The following is a 20,718-nucleotide window of genomic DNA, read 5'->3' as shown; positions in this document are numbered from 1 at the left end:
GGGCTGATTAATATTAGCACCACCGATATCAAGTCAGCCGCTATCATGACCGCAATGGGCGGCGGATAAATCAAAGCCAGATAACATACCTGGAGTGAACCTAGTCACATCCTCAGCAAGCAGGCAGGGCAAAGGCAGGAAAACCCTTGAATACCCTTCTGCGGCCTCTATGATTGAAACAGATTCATATTCGGCGATACGACGACTTCAAAAGTAAAGGACGCGTATACTTTCGGGGAAACAACATGCATACAATCAAACATCTGGTAGTGATTGCTCTACTCGCTTTTTTAACCACTGCCTGTGGTGGAGGCGGTGGCGGAGGCGGTGGCTCGGAAGCTAGCCCCCAGAGCAATACGTCCCAAAGCCCCGCGTCAACAACCGGTTCTACTGGACAAGCGACGCCATTAACCAGCAGCGCCGACTCAAGTGCTAACACAGCGGAAGCAGAACCAACTGAGGCCACTGAGACCACGACTTACACCGCGGTTAAAAGCATGGCGGTTAAAGGCCCCTTAACCGATGCGATTGCATCGATTTATCTGATTGATACCAATAACGACGGCTTTAAAGGCCAACTGGCGGCTGAGGGTTTTACTGATGGCGATGCCCAGTTAGTCATGGATATTGACAATAGCTTTTTAACCGAGTCATTTTTTATCCTTGAATATACACTGGGCCAGGAGCTTAATGGTTCAACTCCGGTTATCCCTACCCTGCGCACGCTGGTTAGCTCTGAACAATTAAACAATGGCACCGCGGTTTACGCCACCCCACTCACCACTCTGGCTATTGATAATGCTATCGAAGGGTTGCTGCAAAGCTCCGGCACAGATATTTCAGTCAGTGAGTTTGTCGCAGCGGTTAATGCTTCTGCCACGGTCACCAAACAAGCTACTGGCCTTGGTATTTTAGGCAGTGATCTCAATATTTTTACTACCGCCCCTATCCTGTCAGACAATACCGACCAGGAGCAGTCTTTAGCTTACCGAACGACTATAGAAGTGTTTGCAGCTCGGGCCGATAATGTTAAGACGGAGTCTGAACAACAGGGCAGCACGATTGAACCGGAAACACTGGTACCTCTCTTTGCCAAAGATATGCTGGATGGTGATTTGGACGGTGAGAATAACGGCCAGCCCATCAACGAACTGGCAGCACTGGATAACAATGAGTTGAGGGCAATTCTGAATGAAGACCCGGCTAATCTAAAAATTCCAGGTACAGAAATAGCGATTAGCGACCTGAATGATGTTCTCGCTTCAGAAGCCCAGCAGGTGGCTCCCGAGGTAACACCACGGCCCTTAGCGAAACTCTTTGCAGCGACAGATGCCTCTGGTGACGAAGTGGTGACAGCAAGCACCACAGTAACAGACACTGCCCAGGAGCAAACAGAAACTGAGTCGGCTGCCTCCACAGATCAGCAAAGCACCCACACTGAAAGCCAGCCCTCGTCAGCCAACTCACCACCCGCACCTCAGCAACAGGCCACGGTGTCAGAGCAACAAAATTCTGGTTCCGAGCAAAACAGCACCGAACAGCAATCACAAATTGAACAAGAAGTGGTTGAGCAGCAAACTCAAACGGAGCAGCCTGAGCAAGAAGTTACTCAAGAGGAAGTCACTGAAGAAGCAGAGCCATTTAGCACCTCTGTTACCCTCTCCTGGTCAATCCCAACCACTCGCCTAAATGGTGACCCACTGACTATCGCGGAGCTTGCCGGTTACGAGATTTATTACTATCTGGAAGGGGATGACAGCAACGGTGATATCATTACCATTAATGATGGCTCCGCGACCAGCCAGGACATCATACTCACAGCACCAGGTACTTATAATTTTGCTATTGCCACTATCGATGCCGATGGTCTGGAAAGTGAAATTTCATCACCAATCAGTTTACTGGTTGAGTAGTTAGATAGCGCGCTGCCACTGAAGAGCTATGCCAGCCCGGCCCGGCGCAGCTCGCCAGCCTTTGCATATCCAGAGGTCGGCCACCGCCACCAGCTTATCGCCGCAATAGACTAAGGGGGCTCTATCCCTTAGCCACTGCTCTAGCTCGTACTCCTGAAATAATTTTTTTAAACTCTGTGAATGTTCACGCTCATCGGGTTGGCAGCGTTCGCCACCCTGGCGAAAACGCACGGTAACCGGCTCACTGGCCAATAAGGCTCGATCGATACCCTCACCACTCACCGGCTTTGCCAGTAAGCAACTCCCCGGCTCCAGTGCCAGCGGTGCAGACAGATCCCAATGAAACACCTGCTGCCCATCAAATTCAGCCAGTTGATCCATTGCATAGAGCAAGCCATTAAATCGCCGAATTTGTACCTTGCCCCAGCTGATCAGAGGTTGTGCCTGAGAGTCGGCGTTGAGCACCTGTTCTAATAGCTGCTCTAACTGGCTGGCCGCCGGCAAGCTAAAGCCGTTAGTGTTTAACCAAAAGCGCAACAGGTTTTTTTGCCGCGCCGGGCTGAGAGCTTCTAATAAAGTCAGCGGGATAGAGGCTTGCTGTGAAGAGACCGCAGCGCGCTCAAAGTCCAATAAGGCCAGTTCATCATTTAACGCCGCAGACTCTTCGCTAAGTGATGCTGCTCTGGCGAGGGTTTGGCGATATTCTGGCCAACGCGCAGCCATAGCCGGAAGCAATTCCAAACGCAGGTAGTTACGATCAAAATCACTGGATTGGTTGCTGGGGTCTTCGACCCACTGTAACTGCTGTTGCCGGGCATAGCCTTCAATGGCCTGACGAGGGATATCGAGTAAAGGTCTCACGACACTGCCCTGCCCCAATGGGCGATTGGCGGGCATAGCCGCAGCACCGCGGCTGCCACTGCCGCGCAACAGGCGCAGCATCAAGGTCTCTACCTGATCATCCTGATGGTGACCCATCATTAAGATATCACCGGCTTTAAGCAGCGATTCAAAGGCCTGGTAACGCACCCGCCGCGCCTGCTCTTCAGGACTGCCCTGTGCCGCAACAGTGACGTTGACCGTATGCAGCGGGATACCAAGCTTATCCACCTGGTGCTGGCAATGGGCCGACCATTGACCGGATTCATCCTGTAGCTGATGGTTGATATGCACTGCTTCAATAGGGGGATGATCGGGGTACTGCAACAGAGCGTGCAGCAGCACATGGGAATCAACACCGCCACTATAGGCTACCAGCCAGCGCGGCGCATTGCGGTAGGGGGAAAGCTGTTTAGCCAACTGGCTGGATGAAAAAGACATAGACTTCTTCGCCGGGTGGTTAAGCGTAGCCCCCTGGTTTTACTCGTTGCCGTAGGACATTAGACGCTGGTAGCGCTTGTCTAATAACTGATCTTCTGGCAACTCATTAAGCGTGGCTAACTGTTCAATCAGGTGCTCTTTAATTCGAGCCGCCATCACATCGATATCACGGTGAGCACCGCCCAGTGGCTCTTTAATGGTGGCATCTACAATCCCCAAACCCTCAAGAACAGTTGAGGTTAAACCCATCGCTTCAGCAGCATCAGGAGCCTTTTCCGAGGTTTTCCAAATAATATTGGCGCAACCTTCGGGGGAGATAACAAAGTAGGTGGCATATTGCAGCATGGCCAAGTGATCACCTACACCGATACCTAAAGCACCGCCGGAACTACCTTCGCCAATCACCACGCAGATAATCGGGGTTTTTAACCGTGACATCACGGCCAAATTCTGGGCAATAGCTTCGGAAATACCACGCTCTTCTGAATCAATACCCGGATAGGCTCCCGGTGTGTCGATCAGGGTGACGATAGGCAATTTAAAGCGTTCGGCCATCTCCATTAAGCGCAGGGCTTTACGGTAGCCTTCAGGCTTGGGCATACCAAAGTTACGTTTGACTTTTTCCTGAACACCGCGGCCTTTTTCCTGGCCAATCACCATGACTGGCTCACCATTTAATCGGGCCAGACCGCCGACAATAGCGGCATCATCGGCAAAGTGGCGGTCGCCGTGCAGTTCTTCAAAGTCGGTAAATACACGGGAGATATAATCCAGTGTATAGGGGCGCATGGGGTGACGAGCAACTTTGACCGTCTCCCAGGGGCTGAGGTCAGAATAAATTTTCTCGGTTAGTTTGGTGCTTTTTTCACGGAGTTTATTGATCTCTTCGCCGATATTGATGTCATTATCGGAGCCCACTAGCTGCAGCTCTTCTATCTTTACTTCCAGCTCGGCGATGGGTTGTTCAAAATCGAGGTAATTGGGGTTCATAATGTCAATTCAGAGTCTTTTTTGCGTCTGCGAATGTCGTATTGTCTTGCGCTGTTTCCAAGGCTACAGGCTAATAATTTTATCTGCGCAACGATACGCGATTCTGGCCTTATAGTCGACCTTATGTCGCGGTAAAAAGCATTTTACTCGCCAAAGTTCAGGCGGACGCTATTGTCCCCAAACCGGTCTTTTAAACGTTGAATAAGCTCATCACTGGGTTGGATCTGCCATTCACTGCCCAGCCTGACCTGGCCTTTGGCGCCATCGCGCTGGTAATCGATAAATACCGGGCAGCGGCCATTTAAACGGCTCGGCTCCAATAAGCGCTTAAACTCATTGCTAAAGCCGTTGCTGCCATTGATGCCGTTAAAGTCGGCGGTTTGCAAGGTCAGCTCCAGCGCCTTCACATTCGACTGACGAGCGTCTAACAGAGTTCTTACGGTGCTGCCGCGCACCTTAAGCTGTCCAGAATAATCATCAAAGCTGACCTTGCCTTCTACCACCAGGATGGCACCTTTGCTGATTTTTTCTCTGGCTAGCTCAAAGGCCTCTGAAAATAAGCTGATTTCAATACGGGCCGAACGGTCATCCAGAGTTAGAAACGCCATGGTATCGCCGCGCTTGTTTTTCATGGTGCGTAAATCGACCACCAGGCCAGCCATGGTCTGGTTATTAAAATCGGCTTTTAAATCAACAATGCGATTGCGCACAAACTGGCGCAACTCTTTCTCATATTCATCAATCGGGTGGCCGGTAACATAAAGGCCCAGCGTATCTTTCTCGCCACCGAGTTTTTCTTTGGGGGTGAGCGGCCTGACTTTATGATGGTCGGCATAGACATCACCGCTATCATCAGCCTGTACCACTTCGCCAAATAAATCCATCATCCCCGCATCGCGGTTACCGGCACTTTGCTCAGCCGCTTTTACCGCTTCGGGCATAGCGGACAGCAATACGGCCCTTTCAACACCCAGGGTATCAAAGGAGCCGGAACGTATCAGGGCTTCAATCGCACGCTTATTCACTTTGCGCGGGTCGGTACGCTCACAGAAATCAAACAGGTTGTTAAACGGGCCACCCTCTTCCCGGGCGGCAATAATATTTTCTATTGGGCCTTCACCCAAACCTTTAATCGCCCCCAGACCGTAAACAATCGCCCCCTCCTTGTTCACGGTAAACATATACTCGCCTTCATTCACGTCCGGCAGGCGATAGTCCAGTTTCATCGCCCGGCATTCTTCAATAAAGATAACGATTTTATCGGTGTTTTGTAATTCCGAGCTCATGGTGGCCGCCATAAACTCAGCGGGGTAATGGGCTTTTAGCCAGGCGGTCTGGTAGGACACCAAGGCATACGCTGCGGAGTGGGATTTATTAAAACCATAACCGGCAAATTTTTCCACCAGATCAAAGATTTTGATCGCCAGGGTTGGATCAACCCCTTTGCTTTTCGCACCCTCTTCAAAGGTCTGCCGCTGCTTGGCCATTTCTTCAGGTTTTTTCTTACCCATGGCCCGGCGCAACATATCTGCACCGCCCAGACTATAGCCCGCCAATTCCTGGGCGATTTGCATAACCTGTTCCTGGTAAACAATAACGCCGTAGGTAGGCTCAAGAATCGGTTTTAGCCACTCATGCTGGTATTGGGCATCCGGGTAGGCCACTTCGGCGCGGCCGTGCTTACGGTTAACAAAGTCATCCACCATCCCTGAATCGAGCGGCCCGGGACGAAATAACGCCACCAACGCGATCATATCTTCGAGATTATCCGGTTGCAGGCGTTTGATCAGGTCTTTCATCCCCCGGGATTCCAGCTGGAATACCGCGGTGGTTTCTGCACGTTTCAACAACTGATAAGACGCGGGGTCATCGAGGGGAATGCGCTCTATTTCGACATTCACCGAACTGCCATCGTCTTTCGGGCGGTTGATCATTTTTAACGCCCAGTCGATGATGGTCAGGGTACGCAAACCCAGGAAGTCGAACTTAACCAGACCGGCCTCTTCTACATCGTTTTTATCGAACTGGGTGACCAAACCACTACCGCTTTCATCGCAATAAAGCGGGGCAAAGTCTGTCAGCTTTGAGGGCGCGATAACCACACCACCGGCGTGCTTACCCACATTTCGGGTAACACCTTCCAGTTGCAGCGCCATATCCCAGATTTCCTGAGCCTGCTCATCATCGCGTAGAAAGTCCCTTAAGACTTCTTCCTGCTCAAAACCTTTTTGCAAGGTCATGCCAACTTCAAAAGGGATCATTTTTGAGAGTTTGTCCGCCAGGCCATAGGACTTACCCTGGGCACGGGCTACATCACGCACCACCGCTTTTGCGGCCATGGTACCAAAGGTAATAATCTGGCTTACGGCATCACGGCCATAGTTATCCGCCACGTAGCTAATCACCTGGTCGCGGTTATCCATACAGAAATCAACATCGAAATCCGGCATGGAAACACGTTCCGGGTTTAGAAAGCGCTCAAATAACAGGTCGTATTCCAACGGATCAAGGTCAGTAATTTTCTGGGCATAGGCCACCAGTGAACCGGCACCGGAACCTCGCCCGGGGCCGACGGGAATATCGTGGTCTTTTGACCATTGAATAAAGTCCATAACGATAAGGAAGTAACCCGGAAAACCCATTTCCAGAATAATATCGAGTTCAAAATCCAGTCGTTCCCGGTAGGTAGGCGCCTGTTCTTTCGCCTGTTCACCAAATAAGAAATCCAGCCGTTCGTTTAAGCCTTCAATAGAAATTTTTCTAAAAAAGATGCCGGTAATTAATTCCTTGGCATACTCGGGGGTATCTTCCTTACCCTCCCACTTGGCTTTTAAAGACTTCTCTGTTTGTTGTTTCAGGCCGTCATAGGATTCAATTTTGAAAAAGGGATCACTTTCAAAATCTTCGGGAATGGGGTACTCCGGTAAATAATAAGTACCCAGAGAAATTTCTACATTACAGCGCTTGGCAACTTCCACGGTATTGGCCAGAGCCTCGGGAATATCACTAAACAACGCCTGCATTTCTTCCGGCGTGCGCAGGTACTGCTGGTCACTATAGCCGCGGTTGCGACGAGGGTCATCCAAAGCTCTGCCATCGTGAATGCAGACGCGGGTTTCATGGGCTTCAAAATCACTGGCGGTTAAAAAGCAAACCTCGTTAGTAGCAACCACAGGGCAATCCAGCTCCGCCGCCAACTCTACCGCCGCATGTAAATAGTCTTCTTCGTATTCACGGCCCGTTCGCTGTAGCTCAAGATAAAAACGGTTGGGAAACAAGGCCATTAACTCGCCAAGGCGCTGTCTGGCCATGTCATGCCTTGAGGCCAATAAAGCTTGCCCTACCTCACCTTTACGCCCCCCTGAGAGGGCAATCAAACCATCCGCATATTCAGCCAACCAGGAGCTTTTAATATAGGGCACACCCAGATGCTGACCTTCCTGGTAGGCTCTGGAGATTAACTCGGTGAGGTTGCGATAGCCTTGATTATTCTGTGCCAGCAAACACAAGGTGCTGATCTGGGTTTCATCATTATCGTCCACCAGATGAAAATCACTGCCATAGATTGGCTTAACACCGGCTCCAATGGCGGCTTTATAAAATTTGATCAGGGCATAGAAATTGGTATGGTCGGTGAGCGCCACCGCAGGCATGCCTAACTCCGCCACCTGTTTGACCATTGGCTTGATACGAACCAGGCCATCAATCAATGAAAATTCACTGTGCAGGCGGAGATGGACGAAAGAGGCGCTCATAAAAGGACTACGTGGTCGATATGTATTAGAGGTTTTATGGCCTTGGAGTGTAACGGAATCATCACCGTAAGGCCATTTGCTCAATCTGCTTTTTTACCGGCCCAAAGCTGATTCGGTGGATCGGAGTAACACCATACTTTTCCAGCGCCGCCATATGCACTTTGGTGGGGTAACCCTTATGCCCGGCAAAGCCGTATTCCGGGTATTGCTGGTCAAAGGCGACCATTTCCCGGTCACGTACTACCTTGGCCAGAATGGATGCTGCCGCTATTGCCTGTACCCGGCTATCCCCTTTGACCACGGCTTCTGCGGGGTAAGTCCATTTCGGTATTTTATTGCCATCAACCAATACATGCTCCGGTTGCTGCTCCAGGCCTTCAACTGCTCGCTTCATCGCCAATAAGCTGGCATGCAATATATTAATATCGTCTATTTCCTGCACAGAGGCTCGGGAAACACACCAACTTAGGGCCCTTTCTTGAATCAGAGGGAATAAGGTTTCGCGCTTTTTTTCGGTCAGTTTTTTGGAGTCATCCAAGCCCTCGATAGGCTTGTCAGGGTCAAGGATTACAGCAGCAGCAACGACATCACCAGCCAGTGGGCCTCTGCCTACTTCATCTACACCCGCAAACAGGTGCCCAGAATAGATAGAGATAAATGGTTCCATAATGAGTCCTGATAGGGGTGGATTCTCATCCACCATGGTTTTCTGGTCCGGGTTTTGGTGGATTAAAATCCACCCTACGACTGATTATTCTCAATCATCGTTAACAATACATCCGCCGCTCGTTCGCTGGCATTTAGCTTGAGCGTCTTATGAATCTCGGTAAAACGCTCAACAATCTGGGCCTGGGCATCTTTATGCAACCGCTCCAATACCAACGGGCCCAACATTTCTGGCCGCACATCGTGTTGCAAAACTTCAGGCACCATTTCTTCGCCGGCCAATAAATTGGGGAGCGAAAAATACGGCGACTTCACCAGACGGGAAGCAATAAAATACGTTAAGGCTGCCAAGCGGTAGGCAACTACCATCGGCTTTTTCAGCAGCAGCGCTTCCAGTGTCGTGGTACCGGAAGCCATTAAAACGACGTCCGCCGCGGCCATCACTGTTTGCGACTGGCCATCGACCAGGCTAATCGGCAGACCTTTACCATACTCCTCCAGCAAAGCCTCTAACTGCGCCCTGCGTGCCTCATTGGCGGCGGGAATAACAAACTTCAGGTCCGCCCTTTGGTGCAAACACCAGCGTGCCGTTTCAATAAACGACTGGCCTAACATGTTGACTTCACCGCCACGACTACCCGGTAATAAAGCCACAATGGTATCGTCATTAGCCAGGGATAAAGTGCCTCTTGCGGCTTGTTTTTGCCGAGCCAGTTGATCAAGCTCGATAGAAAATTTATCCGCCAGAGGATGGCCAACAAAGGTGACCGGTACATTATGCTGATGATAAAACTCAGCCTCAAAAGGCAATAGCGTCAGCATACGGTCCACTGCTTTGGCAATGTTCTTCACCCGACCCTGACGCCAGGCCCAAACCGAAGGGCTGACATAGTGCGCGGTCAAAATACCTTCTTGACGCAACGCTAACTCGATATTCAAGGTGAAATCCGGGGAATCAATGCCAATAAATAAATCCGGGGGAGATGCAATAAAATGCGCTTTAAGGCTGCGGCGAATACGCAGCAATTCCGGCAGGCGCTTAAGCGGCTCAACAAAACCCATCACCGATAAACGATCCATGGGAAAGTGGCTTTCAAAGCCCTCAGCGATCATGAGTGGGCCACCCACGCCCTCAAAGGTCACATCCGGGTGTTTGCTTTTAATCGCCTGCATCAGGCTGGAACCGAGGATATCCCCTGAGGCCTCACCCGCTACAATACCGATACGCAATGTGGACATAGAGCTTGTCTCGATTAACGCACTATACCGCGTGTTGAAGCCTCTAAAGACTCTGTTAACAGGCCAATCTCAGGGTGCTCCTGCTGCATTTCACGCAGCTTAACCAGAGCTTCTTCGGTGGTTAGGCCCTGACGGTAAACCACTTTATAAGCCCGGCGGATAGCGGTAATCGCTTCACTGCTAAAGCCCCTGCGACGCAGGCCTTCAACATTCACGGTTTTAGGTTCTGCGGGCTGGCCGTTGACCGTAACATAGGCGGGAACATCTTTGCTGAGGTGACTGCCATAGCCGGTAAAACTATGGGCGCCAATAGAGCAAAACTGGTGCACCAACGTATAACCCGCCAGTATGGCCCAATCACCCACATGGACATGGCCTGCAACCGAGGCGTTGTTGACAAAAATCGTATGGTTACCGACCACCGAATCATGGCCAATATGGGCATAGGCCATAAACAGATTATTATCACCAATAATGGTTTCGCCGCGATCCTGCACTGTGCCCCGGTGAATAGTGACACCCTCGCGAATAACATTATTATCGCCAATCACTAAACGGGTGGGTTCTCCCTGATATTTCAGGTCCGGAGTATCTTCACCCACTGAGGAAAACTGGTATATCTTGTTGTTAGCACCGATCGTTGTCGGCCCCTTTATAACAACATGGGAAGCCACCACTGTACCAGAACCAATATGTACATCTGCCCCAATAATGGTCCACGGGCCAATCTCTGCATCGTCGGCTACCGTGGCACTGGGGTCAATAATCGCTCGAGGATCTATCAAGACCGCACCTTCCTATATGTTTGTTTCTTTGTGAGTCTATTAAAAGGGCCTGTCTCAAAACGGCCTATCAGCACAAATAATATCAGCCGTGGCAGCGAGGTCATCGCCGACATAAGAGCTGCACTTAAATTTCCAGATACCGCGGCGATCAGAGACATACTCGACTTTGAGTACCAACTGGTCACCCGGCACAACCTGACGCTTAAAACGTACATTGTCTGCGCCAACAAATAAATAAATCGAACCATCGGCCGGTGTTTTGTCCGAGGTTTTAAAGCCTAAAATACCAGCGGCCTGAGCCATGGCTTCAACAATTAATACACCGGGCATCACCGATACTTGCGGGAAATGGCCCTGAAAAAACGGCTCATTGATGGAGACATTTTTAATGGCGGTAATGGACTCGCCCAGGTTGAGCTCTACGACCTTATCAACTAACAAAAAAGGATAGCGGTGAGGCAAATACTCTTGTATTTCTTTTATATCCATCATGGATGGTAATCCTGTTGAGCTAACTTTAATCTAATTTTTTTTCTATGTCCGATAAACGTTTGGACATAGCATCTAATTGTGAAAACCTTACCGCGCTTCTGCGCCAGCTGCGGCTATCTTGCATTGGCGTACCCGAAGAATAAGCACCTGCCTCAGCGATAGATTTAGTCACTAGTGTAAAGGCAGTGATATGCACATTATCGGCAATGGTTAGATGACCAACAATGCCTGCACCTCCCGCTATAGTACAGTTTTTACCGACTTGGGTACTGCCCGCAATCGCTGCACAGCCAGCGATGGCGGTATTGTCACCCAATTCAACGTTATGGGCTATTTGTACCTGATTATCGAGGATAACGCGATCACCAATGCGGGTGTTATCCAGGGCTCCGCGGTCAATGGTACACCCGGCCCCAATTTCAACATCATCACCAACCACGACACCACCCAACTGGGCGATTTTGACCCACCCCCCCTTCTCTCTATCGGGAGAGGGTGCAAAACCAAAGCCGTCGCTGCCAATAACCGCGCCGCTATGAATAATCACCCGGTCACCAAGGCTAACACCATGATAAAGGCTCACATTGGCATGCAGCAAACAGGCTTCGCCTAACACAGTATTTTTGCCGATGGAGCAACCCGCAGCAATCACCGTAGCCGCACCAACCACCACATTATCAGCAATGCTGACATGGGGGCCAATACTGGCGGATGGGTCGATAGCTGCGCTTGAACTGATCACAGCGGATGGATGGATACCCGCCACCGTGGAGGAAGATTGATCAAATAGCTGGGAAGCTTTGGCGTAAGTCAGGTAAGGGTTTGCAGAGACCAGACAATTGGCTGGGCCAATATCGACCATATCAGCGGCTACAATCACCGCTTCGGCCTGAGTAGTCGCCAGAGCTTTTTGGTATTTGGGATTGGCAAGAAAGCTCAGCTGACCTGAGCCAGCACTGGCCAGTGTAGCCAACCCGGAAATAACAATTTCCGCATCGCCTACACATGTCACCTCTAATAGCTCGGCTAATTCAGCCAGCGTATATTGATGATCAGCCATGATTTTCTGCCGAACCTAAACTAAGGGATTACTGAACTTGGTTAAGTTTGTCAGTGACTTTCGCCGTAATATTAAAGCTGCTGTCTACATGCATTGCTGCCTGCTGGTTAAGCAATAAGCCAATACCTTCAGCTTCAATTAATTCACTAACCGCCTTTTGTAACTTAGGTGCCATCTCCTGAGCGACAGCCTGTAACAACTGCTGCTCAGCGGTTTGCAATTTTCTTTGTACAAATTCAATATCCGTACGTTTTTCCTGAATTTTTTTCGCTTCAGCCTGCTTTTGCTCAGCACTCATTACCGCCGCATCTTTTTGCAATTGGGCAACTGTGTCCTGATAGCTTTTACCTAAAGCTTCCAATTGCTTGCGGTTATCCGCATAACCAGACTCTTCACGCAAAGCCTTTAAACGCGCCTGAGCAACTTCGGTATTGATAATCGCTTGCTGCGCATTTAATACTGCAATCTTGCCTTCAGCATTGGCGGCAACAGAGGCACACAGAGCAAGGGCAAGCAGGCTTAGCTTAATCAGTTTATTCACAATAAATCTCCATCTCATCAATTATTACATTTAAATAGTTATTGCACCGGATACTCTCATATTGCCGCATTCTCATACGGCGTCGGCACAAGGGTTAAAAGCTTCTTCCCAAAGAGAACTGGAAAGCTTCAGTTTCGTCATCTTCGCTATCATTTAACGGTTTAGCATAACTAAAGGTTAGCGGGCCAAAACCGGTAATCCAACTCAGCCCCAAACCGACAGAATAACGTAGCTCATCCAGGTCTGCCTCAAAGCAGTTAGCCTGTGAGTCACCACATTCGGTACTAAAGACATTACCCACATCAACAAAGAACGCCGTGCGCACTGAACGCTGATCTTTGATAAAGGGTAGCGGGAATAATAATTCTGCACCACCTTCGATAAGGACATTACCACCAAAGGGGTCTGGATCATTTTCATAGGGGCTGAAGAATATTTTGGTATCGCCATTGATATCGTTAACTGCCACGTAAGACAGTTTGTTATCCAATACCAGATCACCTGGTGCTATAGTGCCATTGGTGCCATCACAGAAGCCATTGCTAACGGTTTCACAACCATCGTCACCCTCTTGGATAGCCACTCTGGCCCTGTCGGTTTGGTAGATTTGCGCCGGGGTACTACGGGGCCCAAGGGTATTACTCTTAAAGCCTCGGACTGAGCCAAAACCACCGGAGTAGAAATTATTAAAGAATGGCAACTCATCATTACCAATACCATCACCATAGCCGAGCTCGGTGCGTAAACGCACGGTCCAGGAACGGGTAATTGGGAAGAACACCTGGCCGTTATAGACTAATTTGAAATATTCCAAATCACTGCCAGGCACCGTCAACTCAAGTGACAAACTCTGAGATGCACCACGGGTTGCCATACGACCACGGTTTAGGGTTGACTGAGTCCAACTGGTGGTGATGCTAAAATTATCAAAGGTATCGCCATTGGTATCCAGGAAACCTTCTACAGTCGGCGGCGATAAAATGCTCTCAAAACCCGGGATAACATTATCGTTGTCATCAATAAATCGAATCGGCACTTCTTCTACTGTTGAATCTGGCTCGAACTCATAATAATCCCGATACCAATCTTCACCATCAACTCTAACGACATCAAACAAGCGCGGGCTGGCGGCAATTTCCTGTACGGCACCAAAACCGGCTTTGATTTCGGTATTGGTATAACCCAGGCTAAAACCTAAACGCTCAGTTTCTTTAATGGGGTAACCAAAGTTTAAGCTCGTACCCAGAGTGTTGGTGGTATAGCGAGATACGTTAATTTCATCGAGATCTGCTTCCCGGTAGAACACCGAGAAACCGCGACTCACGCCGTCTTTGGTGTAGTATGGATCAACAAAACTAAAACGGATATTGGTTAGGAAGTCACTTTTGTTTAAGCCTATACCAATCTGTTTGCCCGTACCTAAGAAATTGTCTTGCTGAATATTCGCGCCTAACAGAATACCGCTATCCTGAGAGAAACCGACACTGGCGCCAATACTGCCAGAAGATTGTTCCTCTACGCTATAGAGCAGGTTAATTAAATCATCACTACCGGGAATTTCCTGAGTATCGATACGAGCTTGTTTGAAATAACCCAAGCGCTCCAAACGAACACGGGATTGCTCAATACTGGCCGATGAGGCGGGGGCGCTTTCCATCTGACGCATTTCCCGGCGCAGTACTTCATCCGCCGTTCGAGTATTACCCTCAAAGTTTATACGATTAACATAGGTACGCTTGCCGGGGTCGATAAAGAACTTGATGGCTACGGTTTTGTCTTCATCGTTAATATCCGGAATACCTTCAACATTGGCAAAGTTATAACCTTCATTACCCAGACGTTTGGTCAGCCATTCTTCGGTACTGGTCACGGCTGCCTGAGAGAAAGTCTGGCCGCTTTTGATCAGGATATAGGGGGTAAGTTGCGCCTCTGGCAATACAATATCACCCGACAAATCGACCTCACCCACTTCATACTTATCGCCCTCAATAATATTGACGGTGATATAAACCGCTTCGCGGTCAGGGGTGACGGAAACCTGGGATGAATCGATGCTGAATTTGATATAGCCCCGGTCGAGGTAATAGGACTCTAAGGTATTTAAATCGCCGGAGAGTTTTTCTTTAGCGTATTTATCATCGCTGCTAATCCAGGATAACCAGCCGGTAGATTTCAGCTCAAACAAATCCAATAGGTCTTCATCGTTATACACGGAATTGCCGACAATATTGATATGCTGGATTGAGGCGGTAGTACCCTCATCGATATTGATATTGACACCCACACGGTTACGGGGAAGCGAGGTTACATCGGTTTCTATACCCGCATCATAGCGACCCTGGGAGACATATTGCCGGGTCAGTTCCATTTTCATCCCTTCCAGGGTGGAACGCTTAAACACCTTACCTTCTGACAGGCCCGCACCTTTTAAGCCCTCTAACAGGGACTCAGTATCAATGGCCTTGTTCCCGTCGATATTGATTTCACTGATAGAGGGACGCTCTTCTACGGTGACTACCAGGATGCTGCCATCACGGGCAATATAGATATTGTCGAAGTTACCGGTACGGAACAGGGTACGAATACTATTGCGAATGGTGCCCGCATCAATATTGTCGCCGACATTGATCGGCAGGGAGGCAAAGATACTACCCGCTGAAATCCGCTGTAGACCCTCAACACGGATATCGGATACCACAAAAGACTCGTTGGCACGCGCAGAAACAGCACTTAGCACAACCACTAAAAACAACAGGAAATAACGTTTCATCTAAGGTCTTATACCAAAATTTTTTATAGGCCTAATGCAGGCTAACTCTTGATTGTCTGGACGCTCATAGTGAGTCATCAATACAGAGACAATCAGCAACTCAATTTATTTCCCGTTACGGCTTCTGCTGCTTATCGCATTCCAGACTGAAGCTCTTATAGTATTTTCCAGCGCGCTATTATAAACGACATTGCGACCATATGTATGCCTCAAAACCGCCTGATGGGACAATTTTATTCTCTTGGCTTGAGTCTGAACTTTAGTCTCAATACAGCCTTAACTACAGCCCTAACTACAGCCCAAACTACAGCCCTAACTACAAACCTGATTACAGCCGAGATATATCGTTATACAGCGCCAGAATCATAACGCCGACAATAATAAATAAGCCTAACTGGTAACCCAGCATCTGGATTCGCAACGACACTTCTTTACCGGTGATCATTTCCACTAAAAAGTACAAAATATGACCACCATCCAATACTGGAATGGGCAGCAGGTTAAGCACTCCCAAACTGACACTCAATAGTGCCAAAAAGCCCAAATAGGCTTCCAAACCTGAATTAGCCGAGGCGGAGGCCACTTTAGCAATGGTTATCGGCCCACTCAAGTTTTTCGGGGAGATAAGCCCCATTAGCATCTTTTTTATGGATTGTAGGGTAAATACGCTCATGGACCAGGTGCGGTCAAGAGCCTGGCCAACGGCACCAAAGACCCCATAGCTAAAGCTGCGCTTCATCTCTTCCGGCCACTCAGGCCACTGCACACTGACACCCACCTGACCATAGGGCTGGTTGTTTTCATCGTATTTGGTAGCGGGCGTAAGGATGGTACTAAACTGGCTGTTATCTCGCTCATAAACCAAACTGATTGCCTGACCGGGACGGTCACGCACGTATTCCACCCATGCCTGCCAGTCTGCAATGGAAATATCATCCGCACTGATTACCTTATCACCGGTTAATAAGCCAGCCTGCTCGGCGGGGCTATCGGCAATCACCTGATCGACTATCGCCAATACGGGGGGGCGGTATAGTTCAATACCCAAACCACCAATCAAGTTAACAGCATCATCACCGGCCAACCATTCATCCAGCTGGGCGGTAGATTCATAGGTTAAATCGGAATCGGGGTATTTAACGGCAAAAGTAATTGGGCCGCTTTCACCAATACGCTGTAACAAACGCAGGTGCAGGGCTTCCATGGTAGGGGTTGCTTCACCATCGACCGCAATAATCTGCTGGCCCGGTTCCAGACTGGCTTGTTCGGCAATGGAGCCTGGCTCGATACTACCAACCACCGGAATAACCCCGGTAACACCGCCGACAAATACACACCAGTATACAAAAATGGCCAGGATAAAGTTGGCTAGGGGCCCCGCCGCTACTGTCGCCAGACGCTGGCTAACAGGCTTGCGATTAAAGGCATAGGGCAGGTCTTCTTCCGCCACATTGCCCTCGCGCTCATCCACCATTTTGACGTAGCCGCCCAGGGGGATTGCAGCAATAACATATTCTGTGCCCTGCTTGTCATGCCAGCGGTATAAGGCCTTACCAAAGCCCACAGAAAAGCGAATCACCTTAATGCCGCAGCGCCGCGCTACCCAAAAATGACCGTATTCATGGATAGTCACCAAAATGGCGAGGGTGGCGATAGTAATCAGTATTGTTTGTAGTAGTTCCATAGCTTTTAGTCGTCAGCCGGAATTATCCCTATCCGGTAACCTTATGGCTCCCCTTAATAAATTCAGCAGCAATCTGCCTTGCCTCAAGATCCTGCTCTTGGACAACCGCCAGCGTTGAGGGTTCAACCAGCGACATGGTCGCCAGTACATGCTCAATAATAACAGGGATATCGGTAAAACGAACACGCTGGTCAAGAAAAGCCTGCACCGCCATTTCATTGGCAGCATTGAGTATGGCCATAGCGGTGGCACCGGTCGTTACGGCTTCAGTTGCCAGCCGTAAACAGGGGAAGCGCTGGTAGTCCGGCGCTTCAAAATCCAGCTGGGCGGTAGCAATAATATCCAGGCTGGGCACGCCAGAGGCAATACGCTCGGGGAAAGCCAATGCGTGAGCAATCGGCGTGCGCATATCCGGGTTGCCTAACTGGGCCAGCACTGAGCCATCATCGTATTCCACCATGGAGTGGATCACGCTCTGTGGGTGCACCACAATATCAATATCTTCCGGCCCGGTATCAAATAACCAGCAGGCTTCAATCAGCTCAAGCCCTTTATTCATCATGGTGGCAGAGTCCACCGAAATCTTACGCCCCATATCCCAATTCGGGTGGGCGCAGGCCTGATCGGGCGTCATAGCCGCCAACTGATCTAATGGGGTTTGGCGAAACGGGCCACCAGAGCCTGTCAGCAAAATTTTGCGCACCCCTTCCGCTGCCAGACCAAGGCTTTCGCCGGATTGGTATCTGGCTGGCATACACTGAAAAATAGCATTGTGTTCACTATCAATCGGTAACAGGGTGGCACCACTGCGCTGCACCGCCTGCATCAATAAATGGCCCGCCATCACCAGAGATTCTTTATTGGCCAACAGGACTTTTTTACCCGCTTCTACCGCCGCCATTGTAGGCGCTAAACCGGCACTGCCGACAATGGCCGCCATCACACTAGTCACAACCTCAGCGCTGGCAACGGTCAGCAAGCCTTGCTCGCCGGACAGTACCTCGGTACCGCTAATACCAGCAGCTTTTAGCTGTAAGGATAATGCTTCAGCGGATTGCTCATCACGCATCACCGCATAACGTGGCTGGTGGGCTTTAATCTGTGGGAGTATTAAATCAACACGGGTATTGGCGGTTAAGGCGTAAATGCTATAACGGTCCGGGTGGCGCGCCACTACATCCAGAGTGCTAACACCAATAGAGCCGGTAGAGCCCAGCACAGTAATCGGCTGCACGGGTGATGCATTGTCAGTATTCATATTACCAGCCAGCCAATAATAAGCTCAAAGCAAACACCGGCGCGGCCGCTGTCATACTATCCAAACGGTCCATCATGCCACCGTGGCCGGGTAAAATCCGACCACTGTCTTTAACGCCCTGCTGGCGCTTAATCATACTTTCTAATAAGTCGCCCAGCACTGAGGCCAGTGAGGTCACAATGGCCACCGTGATCACAGCGGCTAATCCATGCTCGGCACTGCCAAATAACAACCAGACTATAAGCACCAAGCCAGTACTGGCGACAAGCCCACCCCAAAAACCAGCCCAGGATTTACCCGGGCTTACATTCGGTGCCAATTTGGCTTTACCCCAGCGTAAACCGGAGAAGTAAGCGCCGATGTCAGCGGCTGCCACCATGGCAATTAAAAGGAAAATTAGCGCAATACCGTGACTGTGAACCCGTAAATACACCAGCGCCAACCAGGCCGGCACCAGCGTAACAAAGCCCATCAACAGGCGCATCGGCGTAGAGCGCCAAATCACTGCACTGCCTGGGTAGCTTCTTACCCATAACAAAGCGATAGCCCACCATAGGCAACCCAAACCGAGAATATCGCGCACCCGGTCCCAGTCAGCATGGGCAGTCAGTATTTGAGTATGCCAGGCCGATAGCGCCAATAAGGCCAGTACCGATAACGTAAACAGAACTTTAGTGATTGCCGATGTCAGCCCCGCCAGAGCACTCCACTCCCAGGCCGCAATCACCACCAGCAAACCGATTAAGCCCGCCAAACCCAGCGGCGGTAATAGAAAAATACCCGCACCAATCAGCGTGATCATAATAACGGCAGTGATAATCCGTTGCTTTAACACAGTTAAACGACTCCCTTGATAGAGGTTTCTTCTTCGCTTTCACGGCCACCATAACGACGGTCTCGCTGGTTGTAGCTACTTAACGCCGCCTGCATATCCGCCTCACCAAAATCGGGCCACAGGGTGTCAGTAAAAAAATATTCCGAGTAGGCCATTTGCCATAATAAAAAATTGCTGACACGTTGCTCTCCCGCCGTGCGAATACACATATCGGGTTTGGGCAGGTCTGACAGGGAGATATATTGATCTAATAAATTTTCATCAATTTGCTCTGGCTCAAGGCTGCCAGCTTTAACTTGTTCAGCTAATTGGCGGGCGGCATTGGCAATATCCCACTGACCACCATAATCGACAGCGATCACCAATGTCGTGTCGCTATTGTCTGCCGTGAGTTGCTCGGCATATTCCATCTGCTTGACGAGGCCATCACTAAAGCGTTGGCGATCGCCAATAAAGCGCACTCGCACGCCGTCGTTATTAAGTTGTTTAATTTCACCTTTGAGGTAGGTAGAAAACAAAGTCATCAGGGCTTTGACTTCCATGCTGGGGCGCTGCCAATTTTCACTGCTAAAAGCAAACAGGGTGACGATCTCAATACCGTAATCTTTGGCAAGACCCAGCACTGATCGCACCGCTTCTACCCCGGCCTTATGACCCATAGGCGTTGACTTACCCTGGCTTTTTGCCCAGCGGCTATTGCCATCCATAATAATGGCAAGGTGCTGAGGGACTGCCGCAAAGGTATGCGGGCCAGAGGGTTCAGACATAGCGCTTAAACAATGTTTTCAACAGTACAGTATCCATTATGATAGAAATCATCGGCGAAAGCCGTTTATATTTCCATTAAATCGGCTTCTTTAGCGGCCAGGATTTTTTCAATTTCAGCGATAAAGCGATCGGTAATTTTTTGCACATCGTCCTGTGCTTTACGCTCTTCATCTTCAGAAATTTCTTTGTCTTTTTGCAGCTCTTTTAAATCAGCCAAAATATCACGACGAATATTACGTACCGAAACGCGAGATTGCTCCGCTTCTTGCTTGGCACGCTTGGTAAAACCTTTACGGGTTTCTTCAGTTAGCATCGGCATAGGAATACGGATTACCGTACCGGCTGTTGAAGGGTTTAAACCCAAATCAGATTTCATAATGGCTTTTTCAACATCGGGAACGATATTTTTTTCCCAGGGCACAACAGACAGTGTGCGGGCATCTTCTACATTAATAGCTGCCACTTGGCTAAGCGGTGTTTCTGAACCGTAATAAGACACACGAATACCATCCAAAATGCTGGGGTGTGCACGTCCGGTTCTAATTTTATTTAAGCTAGTCCCCAGAGCGATCAGGGTTTTCTCCATACGCTCTTCACCATCTTTTTTTAGATCTTCAATCACGGGCCGTCTCCAAACTCGCT

At 49.6% G+C, this 20,718-nt stretch carries 16 protein-coding genes; 1 reads left to right on the top strand and 15 read right to left on the bottom strand.

Annotated elements, in window-relative coordinates; translation table 11 throughout:
• Positions 1–245 precede the first annotated feature (245 nt).
• Positions 246–1,913, top strand: coding sequence for a fibronectin type III domain-containing protein (locus BST96_RS13275; RefSeq protein ID WP_085759171.1), 1,668 nt, complete (start codon positions 246–248; stop codon positions 1,911–1,913).
• Here the strand turns inward: BST96_RS13275 and tilS are convergent, their stop codons facing one another.
• From tilS to frr, 15 genes are all read right to left on the bottom strand, one after another.
• A complete protein-coding gene (gene tilS, locus BST96_RS13270) occupies positions 1,914–3,233 on the bottom strand; it encodes a tRNA lysidine(34) synthetase TilS (RefSeq protein ID WP_085759170.1) in 1,320 nt (439 codons plus the stop codon).
• A gap of 39 nt (positions 3,234–3,272) precedes the next feature.
• A complete protein-coding gene (locus tag BST96_RS13265; RefSeq protein WP_085759169.1) occupies positions 3,273–4,223 on the bottom strand; it encodes an acetyl-CoA carboxylase carboxyltransferase subunit alpha in 951 nt (316 codons plus the stop codon).
• A gap of 143 nt (positions 4,224–4,366) precedes the next feature.
• Positions 4,367–7,978 (bottom strand): DNA polymerase III subunit alpha, encoded by a 3,612-nt coding sequence (gene dnaE, locus BST96_RS13260; RefSeq protein ID WP_085759168.1) that lies wholly within the window; start codon positions 7,976–7,978, stop codon positions 4,367–4,369.
• A gap of 61 nt (positions 7,979–8,039) precedes the next feature.
• Positions 8,040–8,645, bottom strand: coding sequence for a ribonuclease HII (gene rnhB, locus BST96_RS13255; protein ID WP_085759167.1), 606 nt, complete (start codon positions 8,643–8,645; stop codon positions 8,040–8,042).
• Between the two features lie 74 nt (positions 8,646–8,719).
• The gene (lpxB, locus tag BST96_RS13250; protein WP_085759166.1) at positions 8,720–9,883 is read right to left on the bottom strand and encodes a lipid-A-disaccharide synthase; all 1,164 of its coding nucleotides are present in this window, start codon (positions 9,881–9,883) and stop codon (positions 8,720–8,722) included.
• A 14-nt stretch (positions 9,884–9,897) separates the two neighbouring features.
• On the bottom strand, positions 9,898–10,668 hold the full coding sequence (gene lpxA, locus BST96_RS13245; protein WP_085759165.1) for an acyl-ACP--UDP-N-acetylglucosamine O-acyltransferase: 771 nt from the start codon (positions 10,666–10,668) through the stop codon (positions 9,898–9,900).
• A 54-nt stretch (positions 10,669–10,722) separates the two neighbouring features.
• Positions 10,723–11,160: a 3-hydroxyacyl-ACP dehydratase FabZ gene (fabZ, locus tag BST96_RS13240; protein ID WP_085759164.1), complete on the bottom strand. Its 438-nt coding sequence runs from the start codon at positions 11,158–11,160 to the stop codon at positions 10,723–10,725.
• 25 nt (positions 11,161–11,185) lie between these two features.
• A complete protein-coding gene (lpxD, locus tag BST96_RS13235) occupies positions 11,186–12,220 on the bottom strand; it encodes a UDP-3-O-(3-hydroxymyristoyl)glucosamine N-acyltransferase (RefSeq protein WP_085759163.1) in 1,035 nt (344 codons plus the stop codon).
• A gap of 28 nt (positions 12,221–12,248) precedes the next feature.
• On the bottom strand, positions 12,249–12,761 hold the full coding sequence (locus BST96_RS13230) for an OmpH/Skp family outer membrane protein (RefSeq protein WP_169713993.1): 513 nt from the start codon (positions 12,759–12,761) through the stop codon (positions 12,249–12,251).
• Positions 12,762–12,855: 94 nt separating this feature from the next.
• Positions 12,856–15,531: an outer membrane protein assembly factor BamA gene (gene bamA, locus BST96_RS13225; protein ID WP_085759161.1), complete on the bottom strand. Its 2,676-nt coding sequence runs from the start codon at positions 15,529–15,531 to the stop codon at positions 12,856–12,858.
• 328 nt (positions 15,532–15,859) lie between these two features.
• Positions 15,860–17,215 (bottom strand): RIP metalloprotease RseP, encoded by a 1,356-nt coding sequence (rseP, locus tag BST96_RS13220; RefSeq protein ID WP_085759160.1) that lies wholly within the window; start codon positions 17,213–17,215, stop codon positions 15,860–15,862.
• Between the two features lie 28 nt (positions 17,216–17,243).
• Complete coding sequence (gene ispC, locus BST96_RS13215) at positions 17,244–18,473, bottom strand: 1-deoxy-D-xylulose-5-phosphate reductoisomerase (protein ID WP_085759159.1); 1,230 nt, start codon at positions 18,471–18,473, stop codon at positions 17,244–17,246.
• 1 nt (position 18,474) lies between these two features.
• A complete protein-coding gene (locus BST96_RS13210; protein ID WP_085759158.1) occupies positions 18,475–19,308 on the bottom strand; it encodes a phosphatidate cytidylyltransferase in 834 nt (277 codons plus the stop codon).
• A gap of 2 nt (positions 19,309–19,310) precedes the next feature.
• Positions 19,311–20,075, bottom strand: coding sequence for a polyprenyl diphosphate synthase (gene uppS, locus BST96_RS13205; protein ID WP_085759157.1), 765 nt, complete (start codon positions 20,073–20,075; stop codon positions 19,311–19,313).
• Positions 20,076–20,140: 65 nt separating this feature from the next.
• Positions 20,141–20,698: a ribosome recycling factor gene (gene frr / locus BST96_RS13200; protein WP_085759156.1), complete on the bottom strand. Its 558-nt coding sequence runs from the start codon at positions 20,696–20,698 to the stop codon at positions 20,141–20,143.
• Positions 20,699–20,718 lie beyond the last annotated feature (20 nt).

Origin of the sequence: Oceanicoccus sagamiensis (genome assembly GCF_002117105.1) — a bacterium.
In the GTDB taxonomy this organism is placed as follows: Bacteria; Pseudomonadota; Gammaproteobacteria; order Pseudomonadales; family Dasaniaceae; genus Oceanicoccus; species Oceanicoccus sagamiensis.
This window is presented reverse-complemented; position numbering and strand designations above follow the sequence as displayed.